Genomic DNA, 22,563 nt, shown 5'->3' with positions numbered 1-22,563 from the left:
GTACGACCTGTCCGACCCGTACGCACCGAACCGCACCCCACCTCACCCAGTACAGCGCGCTGCCTCGCCCTGCTCCGAAACAGGCTCCGCCCCCGCCCGAGGGGGCCACCTCCCTACCCCGCCCTGCCCTGCAACCGGCCGCACCCGCCGACCCGCCCAAGGGAACCGTCATGGCACCAGAACCACCGCTGCTCACCATGTCCGGCATCACCAAGTCGTTCCCCGGCGTCCGCGCCCTCGACGGCGTCGACCTCCAGGTCCAGGCCGGCGAAGTGCACTGCCTCCTCGGCCAGAACGGCGCCGGGAAGTCCACCCTCATCAAGGTCCTCGCCGGGGCCCACCAGCCCGACGACGGCGAGATCACCTGGCGCGGCGAGCGCACCTTGCTCAAGTCGCCCATCGCCGCGATGCGCCTCGGCATCGCCACCATCTACCAGGAGCTCGACCTGGTGGAGGGTCTGTCCGTCGCCGAGAACGTCCACCTCGGGCATGAGCCGACCGCAGCCGGCTTCGTGGTCAAGGGGCGCGAAGCCAAGACCTCAACTGCCGCCCTGCTAAGGCGACTTGGGCACGGTGAGATCGACCCCGGGACGCTCGTCGGCGATCTCTCCGCCGCCCAGCAGCAGATCGTGTCCATGGCCCGCGCGCTCTCCCACGAAGTACGTCTCATCGTCATGGACGAGCCCTCTGCCGCGCTCGACCCGGACGAGGTCGACAACCTCTTCCGCATCGTCGGCGACCTCACGGCGGACGGCGTCGCCGTCGTCTACATCTCCCACCGCCTGGAGGAGATCCGCCGCATCGGCGACCGCGTCACCGTCCTCAAGGACGGCCGCGCGGTGGCGGGCGGGCTCCCCGCGAAGGAGACGCCGACCCGCGAGGTCGTCGCCATGATGACGGGCCGCAACGTCGAATACGTCTTCCCCGACCGGCCCACCGAATCATCCGCCACCGACGCGGTGTTGACGGTGCGAGGCCTCGCCCGCGCGGGCGAGTTCGAACCCATCGACCTGGAACTGCGCCCCGGTGAGATCGTCGGACTCGCCGGGCTCGTCGGCTCCGGACGCTCCGAGATACTGGAGACGATCTACGGCGCCCGCAAGCCGACGGCCGGTCAAGTCACCGTCTCGGGGCGGGTGCTGAAGCCCGGAAGCGTGCGCGCCGCCGTCCGCGCGGGGCTCGGTCTCGCCCCCGAGGAGCGCAAGGCACAGGCCCTGCTGATGCTGGAGTCCGTCACCAACAACGTGTCGGTCTCCTCCATGTCCCGTTTCTCGCGCGGCGGTTGGCTCGACCGGGGCGCCGAGAGGAAGGCCGCGCAGACCGCCACCCGCGAGCTGTCCCTGCGGCCCGACAACCCCACCGCACCCGTGCGCACGCTCTCCGGCGGCAACCAGCAAAAAGCCGTCCTGGCCCGCTGGCTGCTCCGCGGCTGCCGCGTCCTGCTGCTCGACGAGCCCACCCGCGGCGTGGACATCGGCGCCCGCGCCGAGCTGTACGCCGTGATCCGCAGGCTCGCCGACGACGGCCTCGCCGTCCTGCTCGTCTCCAGCGAAGTGCCCGAAGTCCTCGGCCTCGCCGACCGTGTCCTGGTCCTCCGCGAGGGCCGCGTCGTCCATACGGCGCCCGCCCGTGACCTCGACGAACACCGCGTACTCGACCTCGTACTCGAAGGGAGCCCGGCGTCATGACGCAGCCCGCATCGCCGCCACGGCCCGCCGCATCGAAGAGTGAACCGGCGGACGGCTCAAGCCCGTTGCGGACGCTCACCGCGCATGCCGACGTGCGGACGCTGTCCCTGCTCGGCGTGCTCGCCGTGCTGGTCCTGATCGGCGGCATCACCCAGCCCGACTCGTTCCTCGACACCGACAACGTCCAGCTGATCCTCACCCAGGCGTCCGTCATCGGTGTCGTCACGGTCGGCATGACGTTCGTGATCATCTCCGGCGGCATCGACCTGTCGGTCGGCGCGATCGTCGCCCTCGCCTCCGTCTGGGCCACGACCGTCGCCACCCAGGAGTACGGCTTCGCGGGCATCCTCTTCACCGCGGTGATCGTCGGCATGGCCTGCGGCCTCGTCAACGGAGTGCTCATCGCCTACGGCAGGATGGTGCCGTTCATCGCGACGCTCGCGATGCTGGCGTCGGGCCGCGGCCTCGCCCTGCAGATCACCGACGGCAAGACCCAGATGGTCACCGTCGACAGCGTGCTGAAGCTCGGCGAGCGCGACTCCTACGTCCTCGGCGTACCGCCGCTCGTGCTGGTCTTCGCGGCCGTCACCGTCATCGGCTGGCTGCTCCTGAACCGCACCACCTTCGGGCGCCGCTCGGTCGCCGTCGGCGGCAACGCGGAAGCGGCGCGCCTCGCCGGCATCGACGTACGCAGGCAGCGCCTCTATCTCTATCTGCTCTCCGGGCTCTGCTGCGGCATCGCGGCCTTCCTGCTGATCATCCTCTCCGGGTCGGGCCAGAACACGAACGGCAACCTCTACGAGCTCGACGCCATCGCCGCCGCGATCATCGGCGGCACCCTGCTCAGCGGCGGCCGGGGCACCATCACCGGCTCCGTGCTCGGCGTACTGATCTTCATGACGATCCAGAACATCTTCGCCCTGAACAACCTCCAGAGCGACGTCCAGCAGATCGCCAAGGGGGCGATCATCGTCGCCGCGGTGCTGGTCCAGCGACGTACGGCCTCAACTCCCTGACCCGAAGGGTTCACCGCCATGCCAGAGAACACGAGCCGCAGAGGACTGCTCTTCGGAGCCGCCGCCCTGTCGACCGGCGCCCTCATCACGGGCTGCACCAGCAACGAGCCCAAGGACGAGGGGTCGGACACCAAGGACCAGCCGGTCGCCGACGACAAGGCGGGCAAGCAGGTCACCATCGGCTTCGCGGGCCCGCAGGCCGACCACGGCTGGCTCAACGCGATCAACGACAACGCCAAGGAGCGGGCGAAGAAGTACTCGGACGTCACGCTGGAGTCCACCGAGGGCTCGAACGACACCGCCGCCCAGATCGGCCAGGTCGAGACGCTGATCAACAAGAAGGTCGACGTCCTGGTGATCCTGCCGGCCGACGGCAAGGCGCTCACCCAGGTCGGCCTGAAGGCCATGAAGGCGGGCATCCCCGTCGTCAACCTCGACCGCGTCTTCGCCTCCCCGCAGGCCTACCGCTGCTGGGTCGGCGGCGACAACTACGGCATGGGCCTCAGCGCCGGGCACTACATAGGCGAGAAGCTCAAGGGCAAGAAGAACGCCAAGGTTATCGAGCTCGCGGGGCTCGACAACCTGGAGCTGACGAAGCAGCGCACGAAGGGCTTCGACGACGCCCTCAAGAACTACTCCAACATCGAGAAGGTGGCCCGGCAGGCCGCCGACTTCACGGTCGAGTCCGGACAGTCGAAGATGTCCCAGCTCCTCCAGGCGCAGAAGAACTTCGACGCCCTGTGGAACCACGACGACGACCAGGGCGTGGGCGCCCTGCGCGCCATCAAGCAGGCGGGCCGTGACGACTTCCTGATGGTCGGCGGCGCGGGCGCGCTCTCCGCGATGCAGGCCATCGAGTCCGACGACAGCGTGCTCAAGGCGACGGTCCTCTACCCGCCGACGATGGCGGCGTCCGCGATCGACCTGGCGCGCGCGCTCGGCCAGGGCAAGGGCGTCAGCGGGATGGCCGAGTTCGAGATCCCGGCCTTCATCACCCTCTACTCGGCCGTGGTCGACAAGGAGAACGTCGGCAAGTACATGTCCACCGGCTTCAAGTGATGCGCGCATCCGCACCCCCTACCGAGCATTTACCAGGAGGAGTACCGCATGCGTGAGACGGAACACGAGGCTGGGACAGGGAAGCGGCCGCTGGGGGTGGGCATGGTCGGATACGCCTTCATGGGCGCCGCCCACTCCCAGGGCTGGCGCACCGTCGGGCGCGTCTTCGACCTGCCGGTACGGCCGGTCCTCTCGGCGGTCTGCGGACGCGACGGCGCCGCCGCGCGCGCCGCGGCGGACCGGCTCGGGTGGGCCGCAGCCGAGACCGACTGGCGCGCCCTCCTGGCCCGTGACGACGTCGACCTCATCGACATCTGCACCCCCGGCGACAGCCATGCGGAGATCGCGATCGCCGCGCTCGACGCGGGCAAGCACGTGCTGTGCGAGAAGCCGCTCGCCAACACGGTCGAGGAGGCGGAGGCGATGGCCGACGCCGCCGAGCGGGCCCGCGCACGGGGGCAGGTGGCGATGGTCGGCTTCAACTACCGCCGTGTTCCGGCTCTCGCGCTCGCCCGTCAGATGGTCGCCGACGGCCGGCTCGGCACGCTGCGGCACGTCCGGCTCACGTACCTCCAGGACTGGCTGGTCGACCCCGGCTTCCCGCTCACCTGGCGGCTGCGCAAGGACCGCGCGGGTTCGGGGGCGCTCGGGGACCTGGGCGCGCACATCGTGGACCTCGCGCAGTACCTGGTGGGGGAGCCGGTGGCGGGCGTCTCGGCCCTGACGGAGACGTTCGTACGGGAGCGGCCGCTGCTCGACGGCGCGTCGAGCGGGCTTACCGCGGCGGGCGGCACCGCGCTCGGCCAGGTCACCGTGGACGACGCGGCGGTCTTCACCGGACGCTTCCCGTCGGGCGCCCTCGCCTCCTTCGAGGCGACGCGCTTCGCGGCGGGCCGCAAAAACGCGCTGAAGGTCGAACTCAACGGCTCGGAGGGCTCGTTGGCCTTCGACCTGGAGCGCCTGAACGAGCTCTCCTTCCACGATCACACGGAGCCCGCCGAGTCCTCGGGGTTCCGGCGCATCCTGGTGACCGAGCCCGGCCATCCGTACCTGGAGGCCTGGTGGCCGCCGGGGCACGGACTCGGGTACGAGCACACGTTCGTGCACCAGGCCCGCGACCTGCTGCACGCCATTGCCACAGGGGAGCAGCCCGAACCGTCCTTCGCCGCGGGCCTCTCGGTGCAGCGCGTGCTCGCCGCGGTGGAGGAGAGCGCGGCGAAGAACTCGGTCTACACCCTCATAGCTTCCACCCCCGTCACGGTCTGAGGAGGCCTGTTCATGCCCCGCGACTTCACGCTCTTCACCGGCCAGTGGGCCGATCTGCCGCTGGAAGAGGTGTGCCGCCTCGCCCGCGACTTCGGCTACGACGGCCTTGAACTCGCCTGCTGGGGCGACCACTTCGAGGTCGACAAGGCGCTGAGTGACAGTTCCTACCTGGACTCGCGCCGCCAGCTCCTCGACAAGTACGGCCTCAAGTGCTGGGCCATCTCCAACCATCTGGTCGGGCAGGCCGTCTGCGACGCGATCATCGACGAGCGGCATCAGGCGATCCTGCCCGCCCGCATCTGGGGCGACGGGGAAGCGGAGGGCGTCCGGCAGCGGGCCGCCCGCGAGATCGAGGACACGGCACGCGCGGCGGCGGCCTTCGGCGTGGACACCGTGGTCGGCTTCACGGGCTCGGCGATCTGGCATCTGGTGGCGATGTTCCCGCCCGCGCCGGAGTCGATGATCGAGCGCGGCTACGACGACTTCGCCGAGCGCTGGAACCCGATCCTCGACGTCTTCGACGTCCAGGGTGTGCGCTTCGCCCATGAGGTGCATCCCTCGGAGATCGCGTACGACTACTGGACGACCAAGCGCGCGCTGGAGGCGGTCGACCACCGCGCGGCCTTCGGCCTGAACTTCGACCCCTCGCACTTCGTGTGGCAGGACCTGGACCCGGTGGGTTTCCTCTACGACTTCCGGGACCGCATCTACCACGTCGACTGCAAGGAGGCGCGGCGCCGCCTGGACGGCCGCAACGGCCGTCTGGGCTCGCACCTGCCGTGGGGTGACCCGCGCCGCGGCTGGGACTTCGTGTCCGCCGGTCACGGTGACGTCCCGTGGGAGGACGTGTTCCGGATGCTGCGCTCGATCGCGTACGAGGGTCCGGTCTCCGTGGAGTGGGAGGACGCGGGGATGGACCGCCTCCAGGGGGCGCCGGAGGCGCTCAAGCACCTGAAGGCGTTCGACTTCGAGCCGCCGACGGCGTCCTTTGACGCGGCGTTCGGCGGGAACTGAGCCGCCACGGCCGGAGATCAGGCGGAGCCACTTTGTCCTGCCCAAGGAAAAAGCTGAACTTCATTGCTGTGCAAGGGCTTTCCGTCCCGGACAAACGTGGCTACCGTCCCTGATGTGTACAGGACATGAACCTTCCGGGGTGACGGCGCACCCCGGCGCCCAGCGCCCCCGCACCACACCCGCGTACGACCGTCCCCCTTCCGGAGGAACCCCGTGCACAGGAAACGCCTCAGGCTCCTTAAGACCCGCAGACTTCGTAAGACCCTCGCGCTCTTCACCGGCACCCTGCTGGCCGGCGCCACCCTCAGCCTCACCGCCCCCACCGCGAACGCCGCCGACCCCGAGGCCGTCCGCGCCGCCCAGGCTCAGGCGGACAAGGCGGCCACCGGCAAGGCCGCCGCGGCCGAGGACTTCCAGCAAGTCACCCTCGCCAAGGGCGAGACCGAGACGGGCGAGCCCATGACACTCGCCGTCCTGCCCGACCGCTCCGTCCTGCACACCTCCCGCGACGGCACGCTCCGCCTCACGGACGCCGCGGGCAACACCAAGATCGCGGGCAAGATACCGGTCTACTCGCACGACGAAGAGGGCCTCCAAGGCGTCGGCCTCGACCCGAAGTTCAGCGAGAACCGCGCGATCTACCTCTACTACGCGCCCCCGCTCGACACCCCGGCGGGCGACGCCCCGGAGACCGGCACGGCCGAGGACTTCAAGAAGTTCGACGGCGTCAACCGCCTCTCCCGCTTCGTCCTGAAGACCGACGGCACCCTCGACAACGCCAGCGAGAAGAAGGTCCTCGACGTCCCCGCGAGCCGCGGCATCTGCTGCCACGTCGGCGGCGACATCGACTTCGACAAGGAGGGCAACCTCTACCTCTCGACGGGCGACGACTCCAACCCCTTCGCCTCCGACGGCTTCTCGCCGCTCGACGAGCGCGCGGACCGCAACCCCGCCTTCGACGCCCGCCGCAGCGCCGGCAACAGCAACGACCTGCGCGGCAAGATCCTGCGCGTCAAGGTCGCCGACGACGGCTCGTACACCGTCCCGGAGGGCAACCTCTTCGCCCCGGGCACGGACAAGACCCGCCCCGAGATCTACGCGATGGGCTTCCGCAACCCCTTCCGCATGAGCGTCGACAAGCCCACCGGCACGGTGTACGTCGGCGACTACGGACCCGACGCGGGTGCCGCCGACCCCAAGCGCGGCCCCGCGGGCCAGGTCGAGTTCGCCCGCGTGACCAAGCCGGGCAACTTCGGCTGGCCGTACTGCACCGGCAAGAACGACGCGTACATCGACTACGACTTCGCGACGCAGACCTCGGGCGCCGCCTTCGACTGCGCCGCGCCGAAGAACGATTCCGTGCGCAACACCGGCCTGACCGATCTGCCGGCCGCGCAGGAAGCCTGGATCCCCTACGACGGCGGCTCAGTGCCCGAGTTCGGCTCCGGCTCCGAGTCCCCGATGGCAGGACCCGTCTACCGCTACGACGCGGCGAACACCTCCCCGGTGAAGTTCCCGGAGGCCTACGACGGCGACTTCTTCGCCGGAGAGTTCGGACGGCGCTGGATCAAGCGCATCGAGCAGGGCGCGGACGGCACGGTCTCGAAGATCAACCCGTTCCCCTGGACGGGTACGCAGATCATGGACATGGAGTTCGGCCCCGACGGCGCGCTGTACGTCCTGGACTACGGCACCGCCTGGTTCGGCGGAGACGAGAACTCCGGACTCTTCCGCATCGAGAACGCCACGGACGGCCACTCACCGGTCGCCGAGGCGAGCGCCTCCGTGACCAGCGGCCAGGCCCCGCTCAGGACCAAGTTCACCGCGAAGGCCACCGACGCCGACGGCGGCACGCTGACCTACGCGTGGGACTTCGGCGACGGCGGCAAGTCGACCCAGCAGAACCCCTCGTACACGTACAAGAAGAACGGCGTCTACACCGCGACCGTGACCGTCAAGGACTCCACCGGGCGCACCGGTTCGGCCAGCGCGCACATCACCGTCGGCAACACCGCGCCCAAGGTGACCCTGGAACTCCCCGGTGACGGGCAGATGTTCACCTTCGGCGACAAGGTGCCCTTCAAGGTGAAGGTGACCGACAAGGAAGACGGGCCGATCGACTGCACCAAGGTCAAGGTCACGCACATCCTCGGCCATGACAGCCACGGCCACCCGGTCACCTCGGCCAACGGCTGCGAAGGCACCATCCAGACGTCGGCGGACGGCGAGCACGACCCGAACGCCAACATCTTCGGGGTCTTCGACGCCGAGTACACCGACAAGGGCGCAGGCGGCCAGCCCGCGCTGACCACCCACGACCAGAACGTCGTCCAGCCCAAGCACCGCCAGGGCGAGCACTACAACGACTCCAAGGGCGTCTCCGTGGCGAACCACACCCCGGCGCACGGCGGAAAGACGGTCGGCGACATCAACAACGGCGACTGGATCTCCTTCAAGCCCTACATCCTGGGCAACGCCACCAAGCTGACCGCGCGCGTCGCGTCGGCCGGCGCGGGCGGCACGCTCGAGGTCCGCAGCGGGTCGGCCACCGGCAGGCTCCTGGGCAAGGCCAAGGTCGCACCCACCGGCGGGTGGGAGACGTACGCCGACGTGAGCACCACCATCACCAAGGCACCCACGAAGACGACGACGCTCTTCCTGGTCTTCAAGGGAACGGGCACCGGAGCCCTCTACGACGTCGACGACTTCACCTTCACCACGAGCTGAGGAAGGGGCCACCCCACCATGCGGGCATCCGCACGCATCACCCTTGCCACCGCTACGGCCGCCCTGCTCATCGGCTGCGTATCGGGCCCCGCGGCCTCCGAACCGGAGAGCAAGCAGGCGGGTGAGAAGGTCCTGGTCTTCTCCAAGACCGCGGGCTTCAGGCACGACTCCATCCCCGAAGGCATCGCGGCCATCAAGGAGCTCGGCGCGGCCAACGGGTTCACGGTCGACGCCACCGAGGACGCCAAGGCCTTCACGGCCAAGAACCTCGCGCGGTACGACGCCGTGATCTGGCTCTCCACGACCGGTGACGTCCTCGACGGCAAACAGCAGTCGGCGTTCGAGGGCTACATCAAGAAGGGCGGCGGGTACGTGGGCGTGCACGCCGCCGCCGACACCGAGTACGACTGGCCCTTCTACGGCGGACTCGCGGGCGCGTACTTCCAGTCGCACCCCGCGATCCAGCCCGCGAAGGTGCGGGTCGAGGACCACGGGCACCCGTCCACGGCACATCTGCCGGGGATCTGGGACCGGACCGACGAGTGGTACAACTACCGCTCCAACCCCCGGGACCGCGCCCACGTCCTCGCCTCGCTCGACGAGTCGTCGTACACCGGCGGCTCGATGTCGGGCGACCATCCCATCGCCTGGTGCCAGGACTACCAGGGAGGCCGCTCCTTCTACACGGGCAGTGGCCACACCAAGGAGTCGTTCGCCGATCCCGCGTATCGCACGCATCTGCTCGGCGGGATCCGCTGGGCGACGGGTGCGGTGCAGGCCGACTGCCGCCCGGAGAAGGGCTACACACCGCTCTTCGACGGTACGGCGAAGTCCCTGGAGGCCTGGAAGCAGGCGGGCCCCGGATCCTTCGAGCTGAACGAGGGCGACGGGACCCTGAAGACCGTCGGCGGCATGGGCATGCTCTGGTACGGGGCGAAGGAGCTCGGCTCCTACTCCCTCAAGCTGGACTGGCGCATGGACGGCGACGACAACTCGGGGATCTTCGTGGGCTTCCCGCCCTCCGACGACCCCTGGTCGGCCGTGAACAACGGCTATGAGATCCAGATCGACGCCACCGACGTCCCGGAGAAGACCACGGGCTCCGTCTACGGCTTCAAGTCCGCCGACCTGAAGAAGCGCGACAAGGCGCTGAATCCGGCAGGGGAGTGGAACACGTACGAGCTCCGGGTCGAGGGCGAACGCCTTCGGGTCTATCTCAACGGAGTGAAGATCAACGACTTCACCAACACGGATCCGGCGAGGAGCCTCAAGGACGGTCACATCGGCATCCAGAACCACGGTGCCGACGACCAGGTCTCCTTCCGCGACATCCGGGTGAAGGACCTGCCGGCCGACGCCGCCACCGGCGTGGGCCGCTAGACGGCGGCGGGCGGAGGACGCCGGACCTCCGCCCGCCGTCTCATCCCGTCCGCCGTCTCTCTTCTCCCTTCCCCCGCGCGTTCGCCGCGTGTACGACAGGAGGCAGCCGTGCCCAATCCTTCTCCTACTGGTTCTTCTGACACATCGGGTGGCGGCCTCACGGGGGTGTGGCTGATCGGGGCGCGTGGTTCGGTCGCCACGACGGCTGTCGCGGGGTGCGCGGCCGTGACGGCCGGACTGCACCCGCCGACCGGCATGGTCACGGAGACCCAACCGTTCACGGACAGCGGTCTGCCAACGTTGTCGTCGCTCGTCTTCGGCGGCCACGACACGGCGGAGTGCCCGCTGCCCAAACGCGCGGAACACCTGGCCGCCGGGGGCGTGCTCCCGCACGGCCTCCCGTCGGCGGTGACGGCGGAACTCGCCGCGGCGGACGCGGAGATCCGCATGGGCGGGCCGCGCCGCGGGGACTCCGACGGCCGGACGGACGAGGAACTCATCGAGTCCTTCGCCGCCGACCTCCGCGACTTCGTACGCCGCAGGGGGCTTGCCCGTGCGGTGGTGGTGAACGTCGCGTCGACGGAACCGGTGCCGATGGACGGCGAGGACAGGCTGCCCGCGAGCTCCCTCTACGCGGCGGCCGCGCTGAGGGCCGGCTGCCCGTACGTGAACTTCACCCCGTCCGCCGGTTTGCACCACCCGGCGCTCGCTGCTTCGGCCGCCTCGTCCGGGCTCCCGTTCGCGGGCCGGGACGGCAAGACGGGCCAGACGCTCCTGCGCTCCGTCCTCGGCCCGATGTTCGCCCAGCGCGCGCTGGCCGTCCGCGCCTGGTCCGGCACGAACCTCCTGGGCGGCGGCGACGGCGCGGCCCTCGCGGACCCGGCCGCCGCGGCGGCGAAGAACGCGGGCAAGGAACGGGTGCTTGCCGACACGTTGGGATCCGCCCCGGAGGGCGAGGTCCACATCGATGACGTCCCGTCGCTCGGCGACTGGAAGACCGCGTGGGACCACATCGCGTTCGACGGTTTCCTCGGCGCGCGGATGGTCCTGCAGACGACGTGGCAGGGCTGTGACTCGGCCCTTGCGGCCCCGCTGATCCTGGACCTGGCGAGGCTGGTGGCCCGCGCTCACGAACTCGGCCTCTTTGGCCCGCTGGGCGAGCTGGGCTTCTACTTCAAGGACCCGGACGACGGCTCGTCATCGGCCTTGGCCGAGCAGTACGAGGCACTGATGGGCTTCGCTTCCCGGCTGCGGGGGGCTTCGGTATGAGGGGGGCGGCGGGGGCGAGTGGGGCTTCCGAGGCGGCTGGGTTTGCGGCTGGTGAGGGGGAGGGCTCGCGGGGTGGCCGACTGGAAGGGGTGAGTGAGGCTGAGCGGGGGCTGCGTCTTGTCGGCGGTGGTGACGCTTCGTACGGCCGTGGGAGCGAGGCGGCGGGCGTCGGCCGTGCGGTCGCTCGCGGTGGGCTCCGCCTGGGCGCTGCTCGGGACTGGGCCGAACTCCTGCGCGTCTCGGCCCTGTTCACCGTTCCCGGCGACGCTCTAGCCGGTGCGGCGGCGACAGGGCTTCGCCCCAACCGTCACACTCTGCTCGCCATAGCCGCCTCGCTCTCCCTCTACGAAGCGGGCATGGCCCTCAACGACTGGGCGGACCGGGAGGAGGACGCCATCGAACGCCCCCACCGCCCACTGCCGTCCGGCCGCATCGCCCCGCCGGTGGCCCTGGGCGCGGCAGCGGCTCTGACGGCAGGAGGCCTCGCCCTGGCTGCCGGCGCGGGCCGCCCCGCCCTGACGGTGGCGAGCGGCCTGGCAGTCACGGTGTGGGGGTACGACCTGGGCCTGAAACACACCCCGGCAGGCCCGGCGGCCATGGCCACGGCCCGCGCCTTGGACTTGCTGCTGGGGGCGGCGGCTACTTCGGCGGGGGCCGCCTCGGTGGGGGCTGCCTCGGCTTCGGCGGGGGCGCCGACTGCTGGGCATCGGCGGCGTTTGGCGGGGGAGAGGTGCTCCAGGCCGTTGGCGAGGCTTGCGGCCAGGCTTTCCGGGCGGGGTCGCGGGCGTGGGCCTGGGCGTGGGCTTGAGCCTGGGCCTGGGCCTGGGTTCGGGGCTGGTTCCGATCCTGGCCTCGGTCGTGCTTCCGGCCCTGGCCAAGGTCTCGTTCACGCCCCCGATGCGGGTCTCGTCCCTGGCCCCGGTCCCGGCCTTCGCGCGGCGGTACCTGCCGCCCTTGTCCTGGGCGCCCACACCCTCGCGGTGACCGCGGTCTCGCGCCGTGAGGCACAGGGCGGCTCCACGGCGGCGCCCCTGGCCGCCCTCGCCGCGACAGCCGCGCTCGCGCAACTGCTGGCCCGAAGGGGTGGCGCTGCGGCGCGCGTGGACGGGGGCCGCGGCGACGGCGGCGGCACACGCAAGGGCACTGGCGCGGGCTCTGACATCGAAATCGGCGCTGTTACCGGCACCGACACCAGCTCCCTCATCGGCACCGACACCAGCACCGTCACCGGCACCGGCATAGGTGCCGCATCCGACACCGGCGTTGGCGCCTCCACGGCTACCAGCACCAGTACGCGCACCAACACCCGCCCCGTTGCCCGCCCACCCCAACTCCCGGTAGCCCGCGGCGAAGCAGCCACCCGCGGTCTGCCGGGCTTCACCCCGGGGGAGCTGACAGGGGCCCGCCTGGTGGGCCGGACGGCGGGCCGGGTCCGGCGTACCGGCGGTGTGCCGGGCGGCTCCGCCTCGGGGTGGTCCGGCAGTGCGTGGCGTACCGGAGCCCGCGGTGCTGTCCAGGCCGCGCTCGCCGCCACCTACGCGGCCACCGCCGCCCGGCCCCTTTTCCACGCGGCGCTCAACCCGTCCCCCCAGCTCACCCAGCGGGCAGTCGGCGGCGGCATCCGAGCCATGATCCCGCTCCAGGCCGCACTCTCCGCCCGCACGGGCGCCCTGGGCCCCGCCCTGCTGACCGCGGCCCTGGCCCCGGCGGCCCGCAAGTTCGGCCGGAAGGTGAGCGTCACGTGACGGGCACGACGGGCACGACGGGCACGACGGGGACGACAGACGGGCCGAACACCCCACAGCCGCAAGCGCGTGCGCAAGCGCAGGCGCAGTCGACCGCACGGAGCGCAAGCCCCACCGCCCGGGGGGCTTCGTCCCCGTTCCGCTTCGGGTACGGCACCAACGGCCTGACCGACCTCCGGCTCGACGACGCCCTGGGGCTCCTCGCCGACCTCGGCTACGCGGGCGTCGGACTCACCCTCGACCACATGCACCTCGACCCCCTCGCCCCGAACCTCGCCGCCCGCACCCGGCACGTGGCCCGCAGGCTGGAGCGCCTCGGTCTGACGGTGACGATCGAGACCGGCGCCCGCTATGTGCTCGACCCGCGCCGCAAGCACGGCCCGTCGCTCCTCGACCCCGACCCGGACGCGCGCGCCGCCCGTGTCCGCCTGCTGATCAGGGCCGTCCAGGTCGCCTCCGACCTGGGCGCCCACGCCGTGCACTGCTTCAGCGGGATCACCCCCGAAGGCACCTCCGACGAAACCGCCTGGCAGCGGCTCGCCGAAGCCCTCGGCCCCGTACTGGACGCCTCGTTCGGCGCCGCCGTGCCCCTGGCCATCGAACCCGAGCCCGGCCACCTCCTCTCCACCCTCGCCGACTTCCACCGGCTCCGTCACCTACTGGGTGACCCGCAGCCCCTGGGCCTCACCCTCGACATCGGCCACTGCCAGTGCCTCGAACCGCAGTCTCCCGCCGACTGCGTACGCGATGCCGCCCCCTGGCTGCGGCACGTGCAGATCGAGGACATGCGCCGCGGCGTCCACGAACACCTCCCGTTCGGTGACGGAGAGATCGACTTCCCGCCCGTCCTCGAAGCCCTGGCCTCCACCGGCTACCAAGGCCTCACCGTCGTCGAACTGCCCCGCCACTCCCACGCGGGACCCCAACTCGCCGCCCAGTCCATCGAGTTCCTGCACAAGGCGGCGATTGAAGCAATCCCCGCACCCCCAGCCCCGGCCCCACCCTCAGCCCCCCTTCCCGCCAGAGGAGGAACCCCGTGACCGAAGCCCCCGTCATCGACGACCTCCGCACCCGCCTCGAAGCCACCCTCGGCGGGGCCGCCCGCGCCTGGCTCGACCAGGCCACCGCAGAGGCCGCCGCCCACCCCGGGCGACCGGAGCAAAAGGGCACCCCCGTCTGGGAGTTGCGCTTCGCCGAAGCCGGCCGACGCTGTGGCCAGGACAACGCCGACGCCGCCCGCGTACTCCTCCTGCACGCGGCCGAAGCGGATCCGGCCACCCTCGCCCGCGTCTACGCACAAGGCTCCGCGGCCGAGCGCCGCGCCGTCCTGCACGCCCTGCCTCACCTGGTCCAGGGCCCGCAGGCGCTGCCCCTGGTCGAGGACGCCCTGCGTACCAACGACACCCGGCTCGTCGCCGCCGCCGTCGGCCCGTACGCCGCCCGGTACCTCGCCCCGCACGACTGGCGCCACGCGGTGCTCAAGTGCCTGTTCACCGGCGTCCCCGTGGAGGCCGTCGCCGAACTGGAACGCCGTGCCGGTGCCGACGCCGAGCTCGCCCGCATGCTCGGCGACTACGCGGGCGAACGCACCGCGGCCGGGCGCCCCGTCCCCAGCGATCTGCACCGCGTCCTGGCCCTGACCGCCCCTACGGCCCCCGCGGCCGCAGAGGCGCCCTCGGCCCCCGCGACCCCTTCCACCGGCGAGGAGCAGGAGTCCTGATGCGCATTTTCGACCCCCACATCCACATGACGTCCCGTACGACCGACGACTACCAGGCCATGTACGCCGCAGGCGTCCGTGCCGTCGTCGAGCCCGCGTTCTGGCTGGGTCAGCCCCGTACCTCACCCGCCTCCTTCTTCGACTACTTCGACTCCCTCCTGGGCTGGGAGCCCTTCCGCGCTGCCCAGTACGGCATCGCCCACCACTGCACGATCGCTCTCAACCCCAAAGAGGCGAACGACCCTCGCTGCACTCCGGTCCTGGACGAGCTGCCCCGGTATCTCATGAAGGACAACGTCGTCGCCGTCGGTGAGATCGGCTACGACTCCATGACCCCGGCCGAGGACGCCGCGCTCACCGCCCAGCTCCAGCTCGCCGCCGACCATGAGCTGCCCGCGCTCGTCCACACCCCGCACCGCGACAAGCTCGCCGGCCTGCGCCGCACCATCGACGTCATCCGGGAGTCCGCGCTGCCCCTGGACCGCGTCCTCATCGACCACCTCAACGAGACCACGGTCAAGGAGGCCAAGGACAGCGGCTGCTGGCTCGGGTTCTCCGTCTATCCCGACACCAAGATGGACGAGGACCGGATGGTGGCCATCCTGCGTGACCACGGGCCCGAGCGGGTCCTGGTCAACTCGGCCGCCGACTGGGGCAAGAGCGACCCCCTGAAGACCCGCAAGGTCGCCGACGCCATGCTCAAGGACGGGTTCAGCGAGGACGACGTCGACCTGGTGCTGTGGCGCAACCCGGTCGCCTTCTACGGACTCAGCGGCCGCCTCGCCCTCGACGTCACGGACACCGAAGCCACCCACGAGGGCAACTCCATCCTCCGCGGCGGGGCGTGAGCCATGCGCTTCAGGCACCCCGACGGCAGCGTCGTCCACCTCGCGTACTGCACCAACGTCCACCCCGCCGAAACCCTCGACGGCGTCCTCGCGCAACTCCGCGACCACTGCGAACCCGTCCGCAAACGGCTTGGCAGGGACCGTCTGGGCATCGGCCTGTGGCTCGCCAAGGATGCCGCGCACGCCCTGGTCACCGACCCGGCCGCGCTGCGCGGCCTGCGCACGGAACTCGACCGGCGCGGCCTCGAGGTCGTCACCCTCAACGGCTTTCCGTACGAAGGCTTCGGCGCCGAAGAGGTCAAGTACCGCGTCTACAAGCCGGACTGGACCGACCCCGAGCGCCTCTCCCACACGACCGACCTGGCCCGGCTGCTGGCCGCCCTGCTCCCGGACGACGTCACCGAAGGCACCATCTCCACCCTTCCCCTCGCCTGGCGCACCCCCTTCGACGCCACCCGCGCCGAGGCTGCCCGCGCCGCCCTGACCGCGCTCGCCCAACGCCTGGACGCCCTCGCGGAGCTGACCGGCAAGTCGATCCGCATCGGCCTCGAACCGGAACCGGGCTGCACCGTGGAGACCACGGGCGACGCGATCGCCCCCCTCACCGCGATCGGCCACGACCGCATCGGTGTCTGCGTCGACACCTGTCATCTCGCCACCTCCTTCGAGGACCCGCAGACCGCCCTCGATGCCCTCGCCGCCGCGGGCATCCCCGTCGTCAAGTCCCAGCTCTCCGCCGCCCTGCACGCCGAACACCCCCATCTCCCCGGAGTCCGCGAGGCCCTCGCCGCCTTCGACGAACCCCGCTTCCTGCACCAGACCCGCACCCGCACCGCGGCCGGACTGCGCGGCACCGACGACCTCGGCGAATCCCTCGCCGGCGACGCCCTGCCCGAGAGCGCACCCTGGCGCGCCCACTTCCACGTCCCCCTGCACGCCGCTCCCGCGCCGCCCCTCACCTCCACCCTCCCCGTACTCAAGGACACCCTCGCCCACCTGGTCGGCGGGCCCGCACCCCGCACCCGTCACCTCGAGGTCGAGACCTACACCTGGCAGGCGCTGCCGCCCGCCCTGCGTCCCCGCTCCCGCCCCCAGCTCGCCGACGGAATCGCGGCCGAACTCACCCTCGCCCGCGATCTCCTGACGGACCTCGGCCTGAAGGAACTGCCATGACCGCACCCGAATCTGGCCCCACTCCTCTCCTCGTCCTGGACGTCGTCGGCCTCACCCCCCGTCTCCTCGACCACATGCCGCACCTCAAGTCCCTGGGTCAGTCCGGCTCCCGGGCGCCCCTGGGCACGGTCCTGCCCGCTGTCACCTGCGCGGCCCAGTCCACCTTCCTCACCGGCACCACCCCCGCCGAGCACGGCATCGTCGGCAACGGCTGGTACTTCCGCGAGCTCGGCGACGTACTCCTGTGGCGCCAGCACAACGGCCTCGTCGCCGGCGACAAGCTGTGGGACGCGGCCCGTCGCGCGCACCCCGGCTACACCGTCGCCAACATCTGCTGGTGGTACGCCATGGGCGCCGACACCGACATCACCATCACCCCCCGTCCCGTCTACTACGCCGACGGCCGCAAGGAACCCGACTGCTACACCCGGCCCCCGGACCTGCACGACGAACTCACCGAGAAGCTCGGTACGTTCCCCCTCTTCCACTTCTGGGGCCCCGGCGCCGACATCGTCTCCAGCCGCTGGATCGTGGACGCCACGCGCCACATCATCAGCACCCGCCACCCCGACCTGGCCCTGTGCTACCTCCCTCACCTCGACTACGACCTGCAGCGCTTCGGCCCCGACGACCCGCGCTCCCACCAGGCCGCCGCCGAACTCGACCAGGCCATCGCCCCCCTCCTCGACGAGGCGAAGGCCGAGGGCCGCACCGTCGTCGCCCTGTCCGAGTACGGCATCACCCGCGTCGACCGCCCCATCGACATCAACCGCGCCCTGCGCCGCGCGGGCCTGCTCGAAGTGCACACCCAGGACGGCATGGAGTACCTCGACCCGATGACGTCGCGCGCCTTCGCCGTCGCGGACCACCAGATCGCCCACATCTACGTGCGCAGGCCCGAGGACCTCGAAGTCACCCGCCAGGCGCTCGCCGACGTGCCCGGCATCGAGCAACTCCTCGACGACGAAGGCAAGAAGGCCCACCACCTGGACCACCCGCGCTCCGGCGAACTCGTCGCCGTCGCGGAGCCGGACGCCTGGTTCACGTACTACTACTGGCTCGACGACGACCGCGCGCCCGACTTCGCGCAGCTCGTCGAGATCCACCGCAAACCCGGCTACGACCCCGTCGAGCTCTTCATGGACCCCCTGGACCCCTATGTGAAGGTCAAGGCGGCCAAGGCCCTGGCCCGCAAGAAGCTCGGCATGCGCTACCGCATGGCGGTCGTGCCCCTCGACCCGTCACCTATTCGCGGCAGCCACGGCCGCCTCCCCACGAGCGACGACGACGGTCCGCTCATCATCAGCTCCACCCCCCATGCACTTCCCGACAGGATCGCGGCCACCGCCGTGAAATCCCTCCTGCTCGACCTGGCCGGCCTGGGCTGAGGCACACCTCGCCCCACCAAAAGCCCGACCAGGAGCAGTTACACAGAGTGAAGCACGCATCACTGACAACACGCCAGTGGCGTCCGCCCGCACGTCGAAAAGCCCACGTCAAAAGCCCACGTCCAAGAGCCCAGGAGAGCACCCGTGACCGACTTCCACGACACTCCCGCCGACGAGGCCCTCAGACAGCGTCTCGGCATCAACCGCCGCCGCTTCCTCAGCACCTGCACCGCCGTCGGTGCGGGCGCGATCGCCGCGCCCGTGTTCGGCGCGGCACCGTCCTTCGCCCAGCCCCAGCCGAAGGGCGGCCACGGCCACGGCAACGAACTGGTGCCCGCGAAGAAGCGCGGGATCATCCTCTACACGGTGCGTGACGCGACCGGCCGTGACCCGCTCGCCAGCACCCTGCCCTCCGGTTTCCGCGAGGTGTTCAAGGAGCTGGCCCGCTACGGCTACCAGCAGGTCGAGTTCGCGGGCTACGGCCAGCACGCCAACGCCCCCGGCGGCGCCGGCCTGGAGTCCGTCGAGGGCGCCAAGCTGCTGCGCTCCTGGCTCGACGAGTACGGCCTGCGCGCCCAGGGCAACCACGGCTTCATACCGGGGTCATGGCCGCTCTCGCAGCCCGATCTCGACACGTTCAAGAAGCACCTGGAGATCGCCAACATCCTCGGCATGGACCACATGGGCACCGGTGGGGACCCCACCAACAGCTCGTACAAGGCCGACTGGGACGTCGCCGCCGACAAGTGGAACGCCATGGGCGCCATCGCGCGCAAGGCCGGCATCAAGCTCTACACCCACAACCACGACGCGGCGTACGGCTTCCTGCTCGACGGCGGCCCGCTCGACGCGCAGGGCCGCCCGACCCGCAGCTCCGGCATCCGCAAGCTGGAGTACTTCCTCAAGTCCACCGACCCGCGGTCGGTCTGGCTGGAGATGGACATCTACTGGGCGCACGTCGCGCAGTACAAGTTCCACACGTACACCGCGCACGACGGCTCCCAGCGGAAGAAGGTCTTCGACCCGGCCGCGCTGGTCAGCCGCAACAACAAGCGCTACCCGCTGTTCCACGCCAAGGACGGCACCCGCAACGAGACCAGCGGTGAGGGCTACGACATGGTGGCTTTCGGTGAGGGCGTCATCGACTACCGCACCTTCTTCAGCCGGGTCGGCGAGAAGAACTACCACAACCCCATGGTCGAGCAGGACAACGCGCCCAGCGGCACCGACCTCGGCCAGTCCCTGAAGCTCGCGAAGGTCGGCTACGACAACCTGGCGGCCCTCCGCAAGAAGCGCTGACACAGCCGGGAGAAGAGACTCGGGAAGCACCCGCACGAACCGCACACACAGCTCTCGCCGCGCGGAAGCCGCGCGGCGAGAGCTGTGTGTGCGTCACGGGGGTCAGGCGGGCGCAGGAGCCCGCTCCCGTCCCGGCTGGCGGAGGAGCAGTGCGACGGCCGCGGCCAGCATCGAGATGCCGCCCGCGAGCGCGTACGCGCCGTTGTAGCCCCACGCGGCCACCACCATCGAGCCGAGCCCGCCGCCGAACAGGCCGCTGATCAGCTTGCCGCTGTAGACGAGCCCGTAGTTGGTGGCGTTGTAGTTCTCGCCGAAGTAGTCCGGGGTCAGTGCCGCGAACATCGGGTAGAACGCACCGCCGCCGAATCCGGAGAGGAACGCGAAGACCAGGAACAGCCATTCGCTGTGGATGTCGCCCGCCCAGATCACACCGAACTGGGAGAGCCCGAGGACCAGGATCACGAACACCAGGGTCGCCTTGCGGCCCCAGATGTCGGAGAGCCAGCCGACCACCCCGCGTCCGATGCCGTTGATGACGGCCATGAGCCCCATCGACGTCGCGGCGACCAGCGGCCCGAAGCCCACCTCCTTGGCGAAGTCCACCTGGAAGGAGATCCCGAAGATGGACACGCCCGCCGTCATGACGAGGGTGAACCACATCAGGGGCAGCATGCCCGTCCTGATGGCTTCCTTCGGCGTGTACTGACGTACCGCGGGCGGATTCTTGGCGAGGCTGGCCGCGTCCTTGGAGGCGCCCGACTTCGCCAGCGGGTCGACTTCGGAGGGCCACCAGTTCTTCGGCGGGTCCTTGAAGAAGAAGGCACAGGCCAGCACGACGACCAGGATGTACGCGCCGATCAGGTCGAGGACGCGGTGGTAATTGCCCGTGTCGAAGGCGTAGTTGAAGATGAAGATGAACGGCAGCGAGCCGTAGGCGAATCCGCCGTTGACGAACCCCGTCTTGGCGCCGCGGCGTTCCGGAAACCACTTGGCGACCATGTTGATGCAGGTCGCGTAGACGAAGCCGGAGCCCACGCCGCCGATGACGCCGAACCCGATGATCGCGAGCCATACGTTGTTCAGGTGCGAGAGGGCGAGGAATCCGATCAGGCACATGAACGACCCGATGAACATGGCGTTGCGCGCCGTGAGGATGCCTCGTTCGCGCATCCATCCGGCCGGGAACGCTATGCCCGCCTGGAAGAAGACCCAGACACTCAGAATCCAGAAGGTGTTGGACTGCGTCCAGCCGTGGGCGTGGGACAGGGTGTCCTCCGCCGAGCCGAACGCGTACTCGAAGACGCTGATGGCCATCATCGCGACCCACGGCAGGTACACCATGATCTTGCGGGAGTGGCCGAGGATGTCCCGGTCCGTCTCGCCCACGCGATAGACGCGGCCGTGCTCGTCGGTGATCTCGCGATACGGGGTGCCGGCCGGCACCTTGTTGCTTGCGGCGATGGGCTCCGCCGTCATCAGGCCATCTCCTCACCGAGGGGTTGCGGATTGGGTTTGATGCCTTTGTCCTTGGGCCTTCCCGGCTGGGAAAGGAAGAGCGCGATGAATCCCGCGAACAGGGAAATCGAGCCGGCCAGCGTAAAGGCGCCGGTGTGTCCCCAGTTGTGCACCACGATGGCGCCCATACCGGAGCCGAGAAGCCCGGAGACCAGCTTGGAGCTGTAGACCAGGCCGTAATTGGACGCGTTGTTGTTCTCGCCGAAGTAGTCCGCCGTCATCGCCGCGAACATCGGGAAGATGGCGCCTCCTCCGAATCCGGAAATGCTGGAGAAGATCAGGAAAAGCGGGAGGTTCTTGATGTCCGCGGCCCACAGGATTCCGTACTGGGAAAGGCCGAGGACGATACAGACGAAGATCAGGCAGCGTTTGCGTCCGTAGAGGTCCGAGAGCCAGCCGATGACACCTCGGCCCGTGCCGTTGACGATGGCCTTCAAGGACATCGCGGTGGCGACGATTCCACCGGCGAATCCGGCTTCCTTCCCGATGTCCACCTGGAAGGCGATGCCGAAGATGTTCACGCCCGATGTGCACAGCAGGCAGAACCACATCAGCGCGACCCGCCCGGTCTGCCACGCCTCCTTCGGCGTGTACTGGTGCACGGCCGGCGGGTTCATCGCCAGCGCGCGCCTGGCCCGTGGGTCGCTGGGCGGCCGCAGCGGGTCCACGTCGGCCGGCCACCAGTTCTTCGGCGGGTCCCGGAAGAAGTAACCGGCCACGGCGACCATCGCCGCCAGGAGGAGGCCGACGCTCACGAGCACCCAGCGGAAGTTCGTCAGATCCATGAAGCCGGTGAAGATGAACACGAACGGCACCGAACCGTAGGCGAATCCGCCGTTGACGAATCCGGTTTTTCCGCCCTTCCGTTCGGGATACCACTTGCCGACCATGTTCACGCAGGTCGCATACACCATTCCGGCGCCCATACCGCTGAACATGCCGAAGCCGATGAAGGCGACGACGACATGAGGTGCGAACGCCAGTGACAGATATCCCAGCAGGGTGCCGACAGCGCCGCACATCATCGCCCAGCGTGCCGGAAGCTTCCCGCTCTCACGGAGTTTGCCCGCCGGGAAGGCCACGGCGGCCTGGAAGAAGACCCAGACCCCCAGCATCCAGAAAATGGCGGTGTCGCCCCAGGCGTGCGCCTCGCGCAGGGTGTCCTCGGCCGACGCGAACGCGTACTCCGCCGAACTGATTCCCATCATGCCGACCCACGGCAGGATGACCATCCACTTGCGCTTGCGGCCCATGATGTCGACGTCGGTCTCGCCGACCCGGAACATCCGGCCGTTGGAGTCCGTCACCTCCCTGTACGGGACGGCTGTGGGTATGTCTGTTGTCGTCATGTCGCTCTAGCACCCCTCGCGTCGAAAAGATCCTGGCCAGCGCCCCCTGTCCAATTCCTTTCGTGTGCGCACGGGTCCCGGGGCCGGCCGACGCGCACCGCCGGCCG

General features: G+C 70.1%; 18 protein-coding genes and 1 pseudogene. 17 read left to right on the top strand and 2 right to left on the bottom strand.

What is annotated here, in order from left to right; all coding sequences use genetic code 11:
- The first annotated feature begins 170 nt into the window (after nucleotides 1–170).
- The 17 genes and pseudogenes from AB0E78_RS10025 (at nucleotide 171) to AB0E78_RS09945 (ending at nucleotide 19,592) form a co-directional block, all read left to right on the top strand.
- Nucleotides 171–1,688, top strand: a complete 1,518-nt coding sequence (locus AB0E78_RS10025) for a sugar ABC transporter ATP-binding protein (RefSeq protein ID WP_361830145.1) — start codon at nucleotides 171–173, stop codon at nucleotides 1,686–1,688.
- Nucleotides 1,685–2,704: an ABC transporter permease gene (locus tag AB0E78_RS10020; protein WP_361830143.1), complete on the top strand. Its 1,020-nt coding sequence runs from the start codon at nucleotides 1,685–1,687 to the stop codon at nucleotides 2,702–2,704. Before AB0E78_RS10025 ends, AB0E78_RS10020 begins: the two co-directional genes overlap by 4 nt.
- Before the next feature lie 18 nt (nucleotides 2,705–2,722).
- Nucleotides 2,723–3,763 (top strand): substrate-binding domain-containing protein, encoded by a 1,041-nt coding sequence (locus tag AB0E78_RS10015; RefSeq protein ID WP_361830141.1) that lies wholly within the window; start codon nucleotides 2,723–2,725, stop codon nucleotides 3,761–3,763.
- Between the two features lie 48 nt (nucleotides 3,764–3,811).
- Entirely contained in the window at nucleotides 3,812–5,029 is a 1,218-nt protein-coding gene (locus tag AB0E78_RS10010) for a Gfo/Idh/MocA family oxidoreductase (RefSeq protein WP_361830139.1), read from the top strand.
- Between the two features lie 12 nt (nucleotides 5,030–5,041).
- Entirely contained in the window at nucleotides 5,042–6,043 is a 1,002-nt protein-coding gene (locus AB0E78_RS10005; RefSeq protein ID WP_361830137.1) for a sugar phosphate isomerase/epimerase family protein, read from the top strand.
- A 213-nt stretch (nucleotides 6,044–6,256) separates the two neighbouring features.
- Nucleotides 6,257–8,770: a PQQ-dependent sugar dehydrogenase gene (locus AB0E78_RS10000; protein ID WP_361830135.1), complete on the top strand. Its 2,514-nt coding sequence runs from the start codon at nucleotides 6,257–6,259 to the stop codon at nucleotides 8,768–8,770.
- 18 nt (nucleotides 8,771–8,788) lie between these two features.
- Nucleotides 8,789–10,150, top strand: a complete 1,362-nt coding sequence (locus AB0E78_RS09995; protein WP_361830133.1) for a ThuA domain-containing protein — start codon at nucleotides 8,789–8,791, stop codon at nucleotides 10,148–10,150.
- Between the two features lie 108 nt (nucleotides 10,151–10,258).
- A complete protein-coding gene (locus tag AB0E78_RS09990) occupies nucleotides 10,259–11,419 on the top strand; it encodes an inositol-3-phosphate synthase (RefSeq protein WP_361830131.1) in 1,161 nt (386 codons plus the stop codon).
- Between the two features lie 212 nt (nucleotides 11,420–11,631).
- Nucleotides 11,632–12,063, top strand: a pseudogene (locus tag AB0E78_RS09985) (UbiA family prenyltransferase); the annotation flags it as partial.
- A 160-nt stretch (nucleotides 12,064–12,223) separates the two neighbouring features.
- Nucleotides 12,224–12,403 (top strand): hypothetical protein, encoded by a 180-nt coding sequence (locus AB0E78_RS09980; protein ID WP_361830481.1) that lies wholly within the window; start codon nucleotides 12,224–12,226, stop codon nucleotides 12,401–12,403.
- The gene (locus AB0E78_RS09975) at nucleotides 12,400–13,164 is read left to right on the top strand and encodes a hypothetical protein (protein WP_361830479.1); all 765 of its coding nucleotides are present in this window, start codon (nucleotides 12,400–12,402) and stop codon (nucleotides 13,162–13,164) included. The genes AB0E78_RS09980 and AB0E78_RS09975 overlap by 4 nt, the downstream gene beginning before the upstream one ends.
- Before the next feature lie 164 nt (nucleotides 13,165–13,328).
- Nucleotides 13,329–14,204, top strand: a complete 876-nt coding sequence (locus AB0E78_RS09970; RefSeq protein WP_361830453.1) for a sugar phosphate isomerase/epimerase family protein — start codon at nucleotides 13,329–13,331, stop codon at nucleotides 14,202–14,204.
- Nucleotides 14,201–14,884, top strand: a complete 684-nt coding sequence (locus AB0E78_RS09965; protein WP_361830129.1) for an EboA domain-containing protein — start codon at nucleotides 14,201–14,203, stop codon at nucleotides 14,882–14,884. The genes AB0E78_RS09970 and AB0E78_RS09965 overlap by 4 nt, the downstream gene beginning before the upstream one ends.
- Entirely contained in the window at nucleotides 14,884–15,732 is an 849-nt protein-coding gene (locus tag AB0E78_RS09960) for a TatD family hydrolase (protein WP_361830127.1), read from the top strand. The genes AB0E78_RS09965 and AB0E78_RS09960 overlap by 1 nt, the downstream gene beginning before the upstream one ends.
- Nucleotides 15,733–15,735: 3 nt before the next feature.
- On the top strand, nucleotides 15,736–16,905 hold the full coding sequence (gene eboE / locus AB0E78_RS09955) for a metabolite traffic protein EboE (RefSeq protein WP_361830125.1): 1,170 nt from the start codon (nucleotides 15,736–15,738) through the stop codon (nucleotides 16,903–16,905).
- Nucleotides 16,902–18,293: a nucleotide pyrophosphatase/phosphodiesterase family protein gene (locus AB0E78_RS09950; protein ID WP_361830123.1), complete on the top strand. Its 1,392-nt coding sequence runs from the start codon at nucleotides 16,902–16,904 to the stop codon at nucleotides 18,291–18,293. The genes eboE and AB0E78_RS09950 overlap by 4 nt, the downstream gene beginning before the upstream one ends.
- Before the next feature lie 144 nt (nucleotides 18,294–18,437).
- A complete protein-coding gene (locus tag AB0E78_RS09945; protein WP_361830121.1) occupies nucleotides 18,438–19,592 on the top strand; it encodes a sugar phosphate isomerase/epimerase family protein in 1,155 nt (384 codons plus the stop codon).
- A gap of 102 nt (nucleotides 19,593–19,694) precedes the next feature.
- Here AB0E78_RS09945 and AB0E78_RS09940 read toward each other — a convergent pair whose 3' ends face one another.
- Both AB0E78_RS09940 and AB0E78_RS09935 read right to left on the bottom strand, forming a co-directional pair.
- Nucleotides 19,695–21,068 (bottom strand): OFA family MFS transporter, encoded by a 1,374-nt coding sequence (locus tag AB0E78_RS09940; RefSeq protein WP_361830119.1) that lies wholly within the window; start codon nucleotides 21,066–21,068, stop codon nucleotides 19,695–19,697.
- On the bottom strand, nucleotides 21,068–22,456 hold the full coding sequence (locus AB0E78_RS09935) for an OFA family MFS transporter (protein ID WP_361830118.1): 1,389 nt from the start codon (nucleotides 22,454–22,456) through the stop codon (nucleotides 21,068–21,070). The genes AB0E78_RS09940 and AB0E78_RS09935 overlap by 1 nt, the downstream gene beginning before the upstream one ends.
- Nucleotides 22,457–22,563 lie beyond the last annotated feature (107 nt).

The sequence above is a fragment of the Streptomyces sp. NPDC032198 genome, from assembly GCF_040636975.1.
GTDB lineage: Bacteria > Actinomycetota > Actinomycetes > Streptomycetales > Streptomycetaceae > Streptomyces.
Note: the sequence above shows the minus strand (reverse complement) of the source record. Positions and strands in the feature narration are given on the sequence as shown.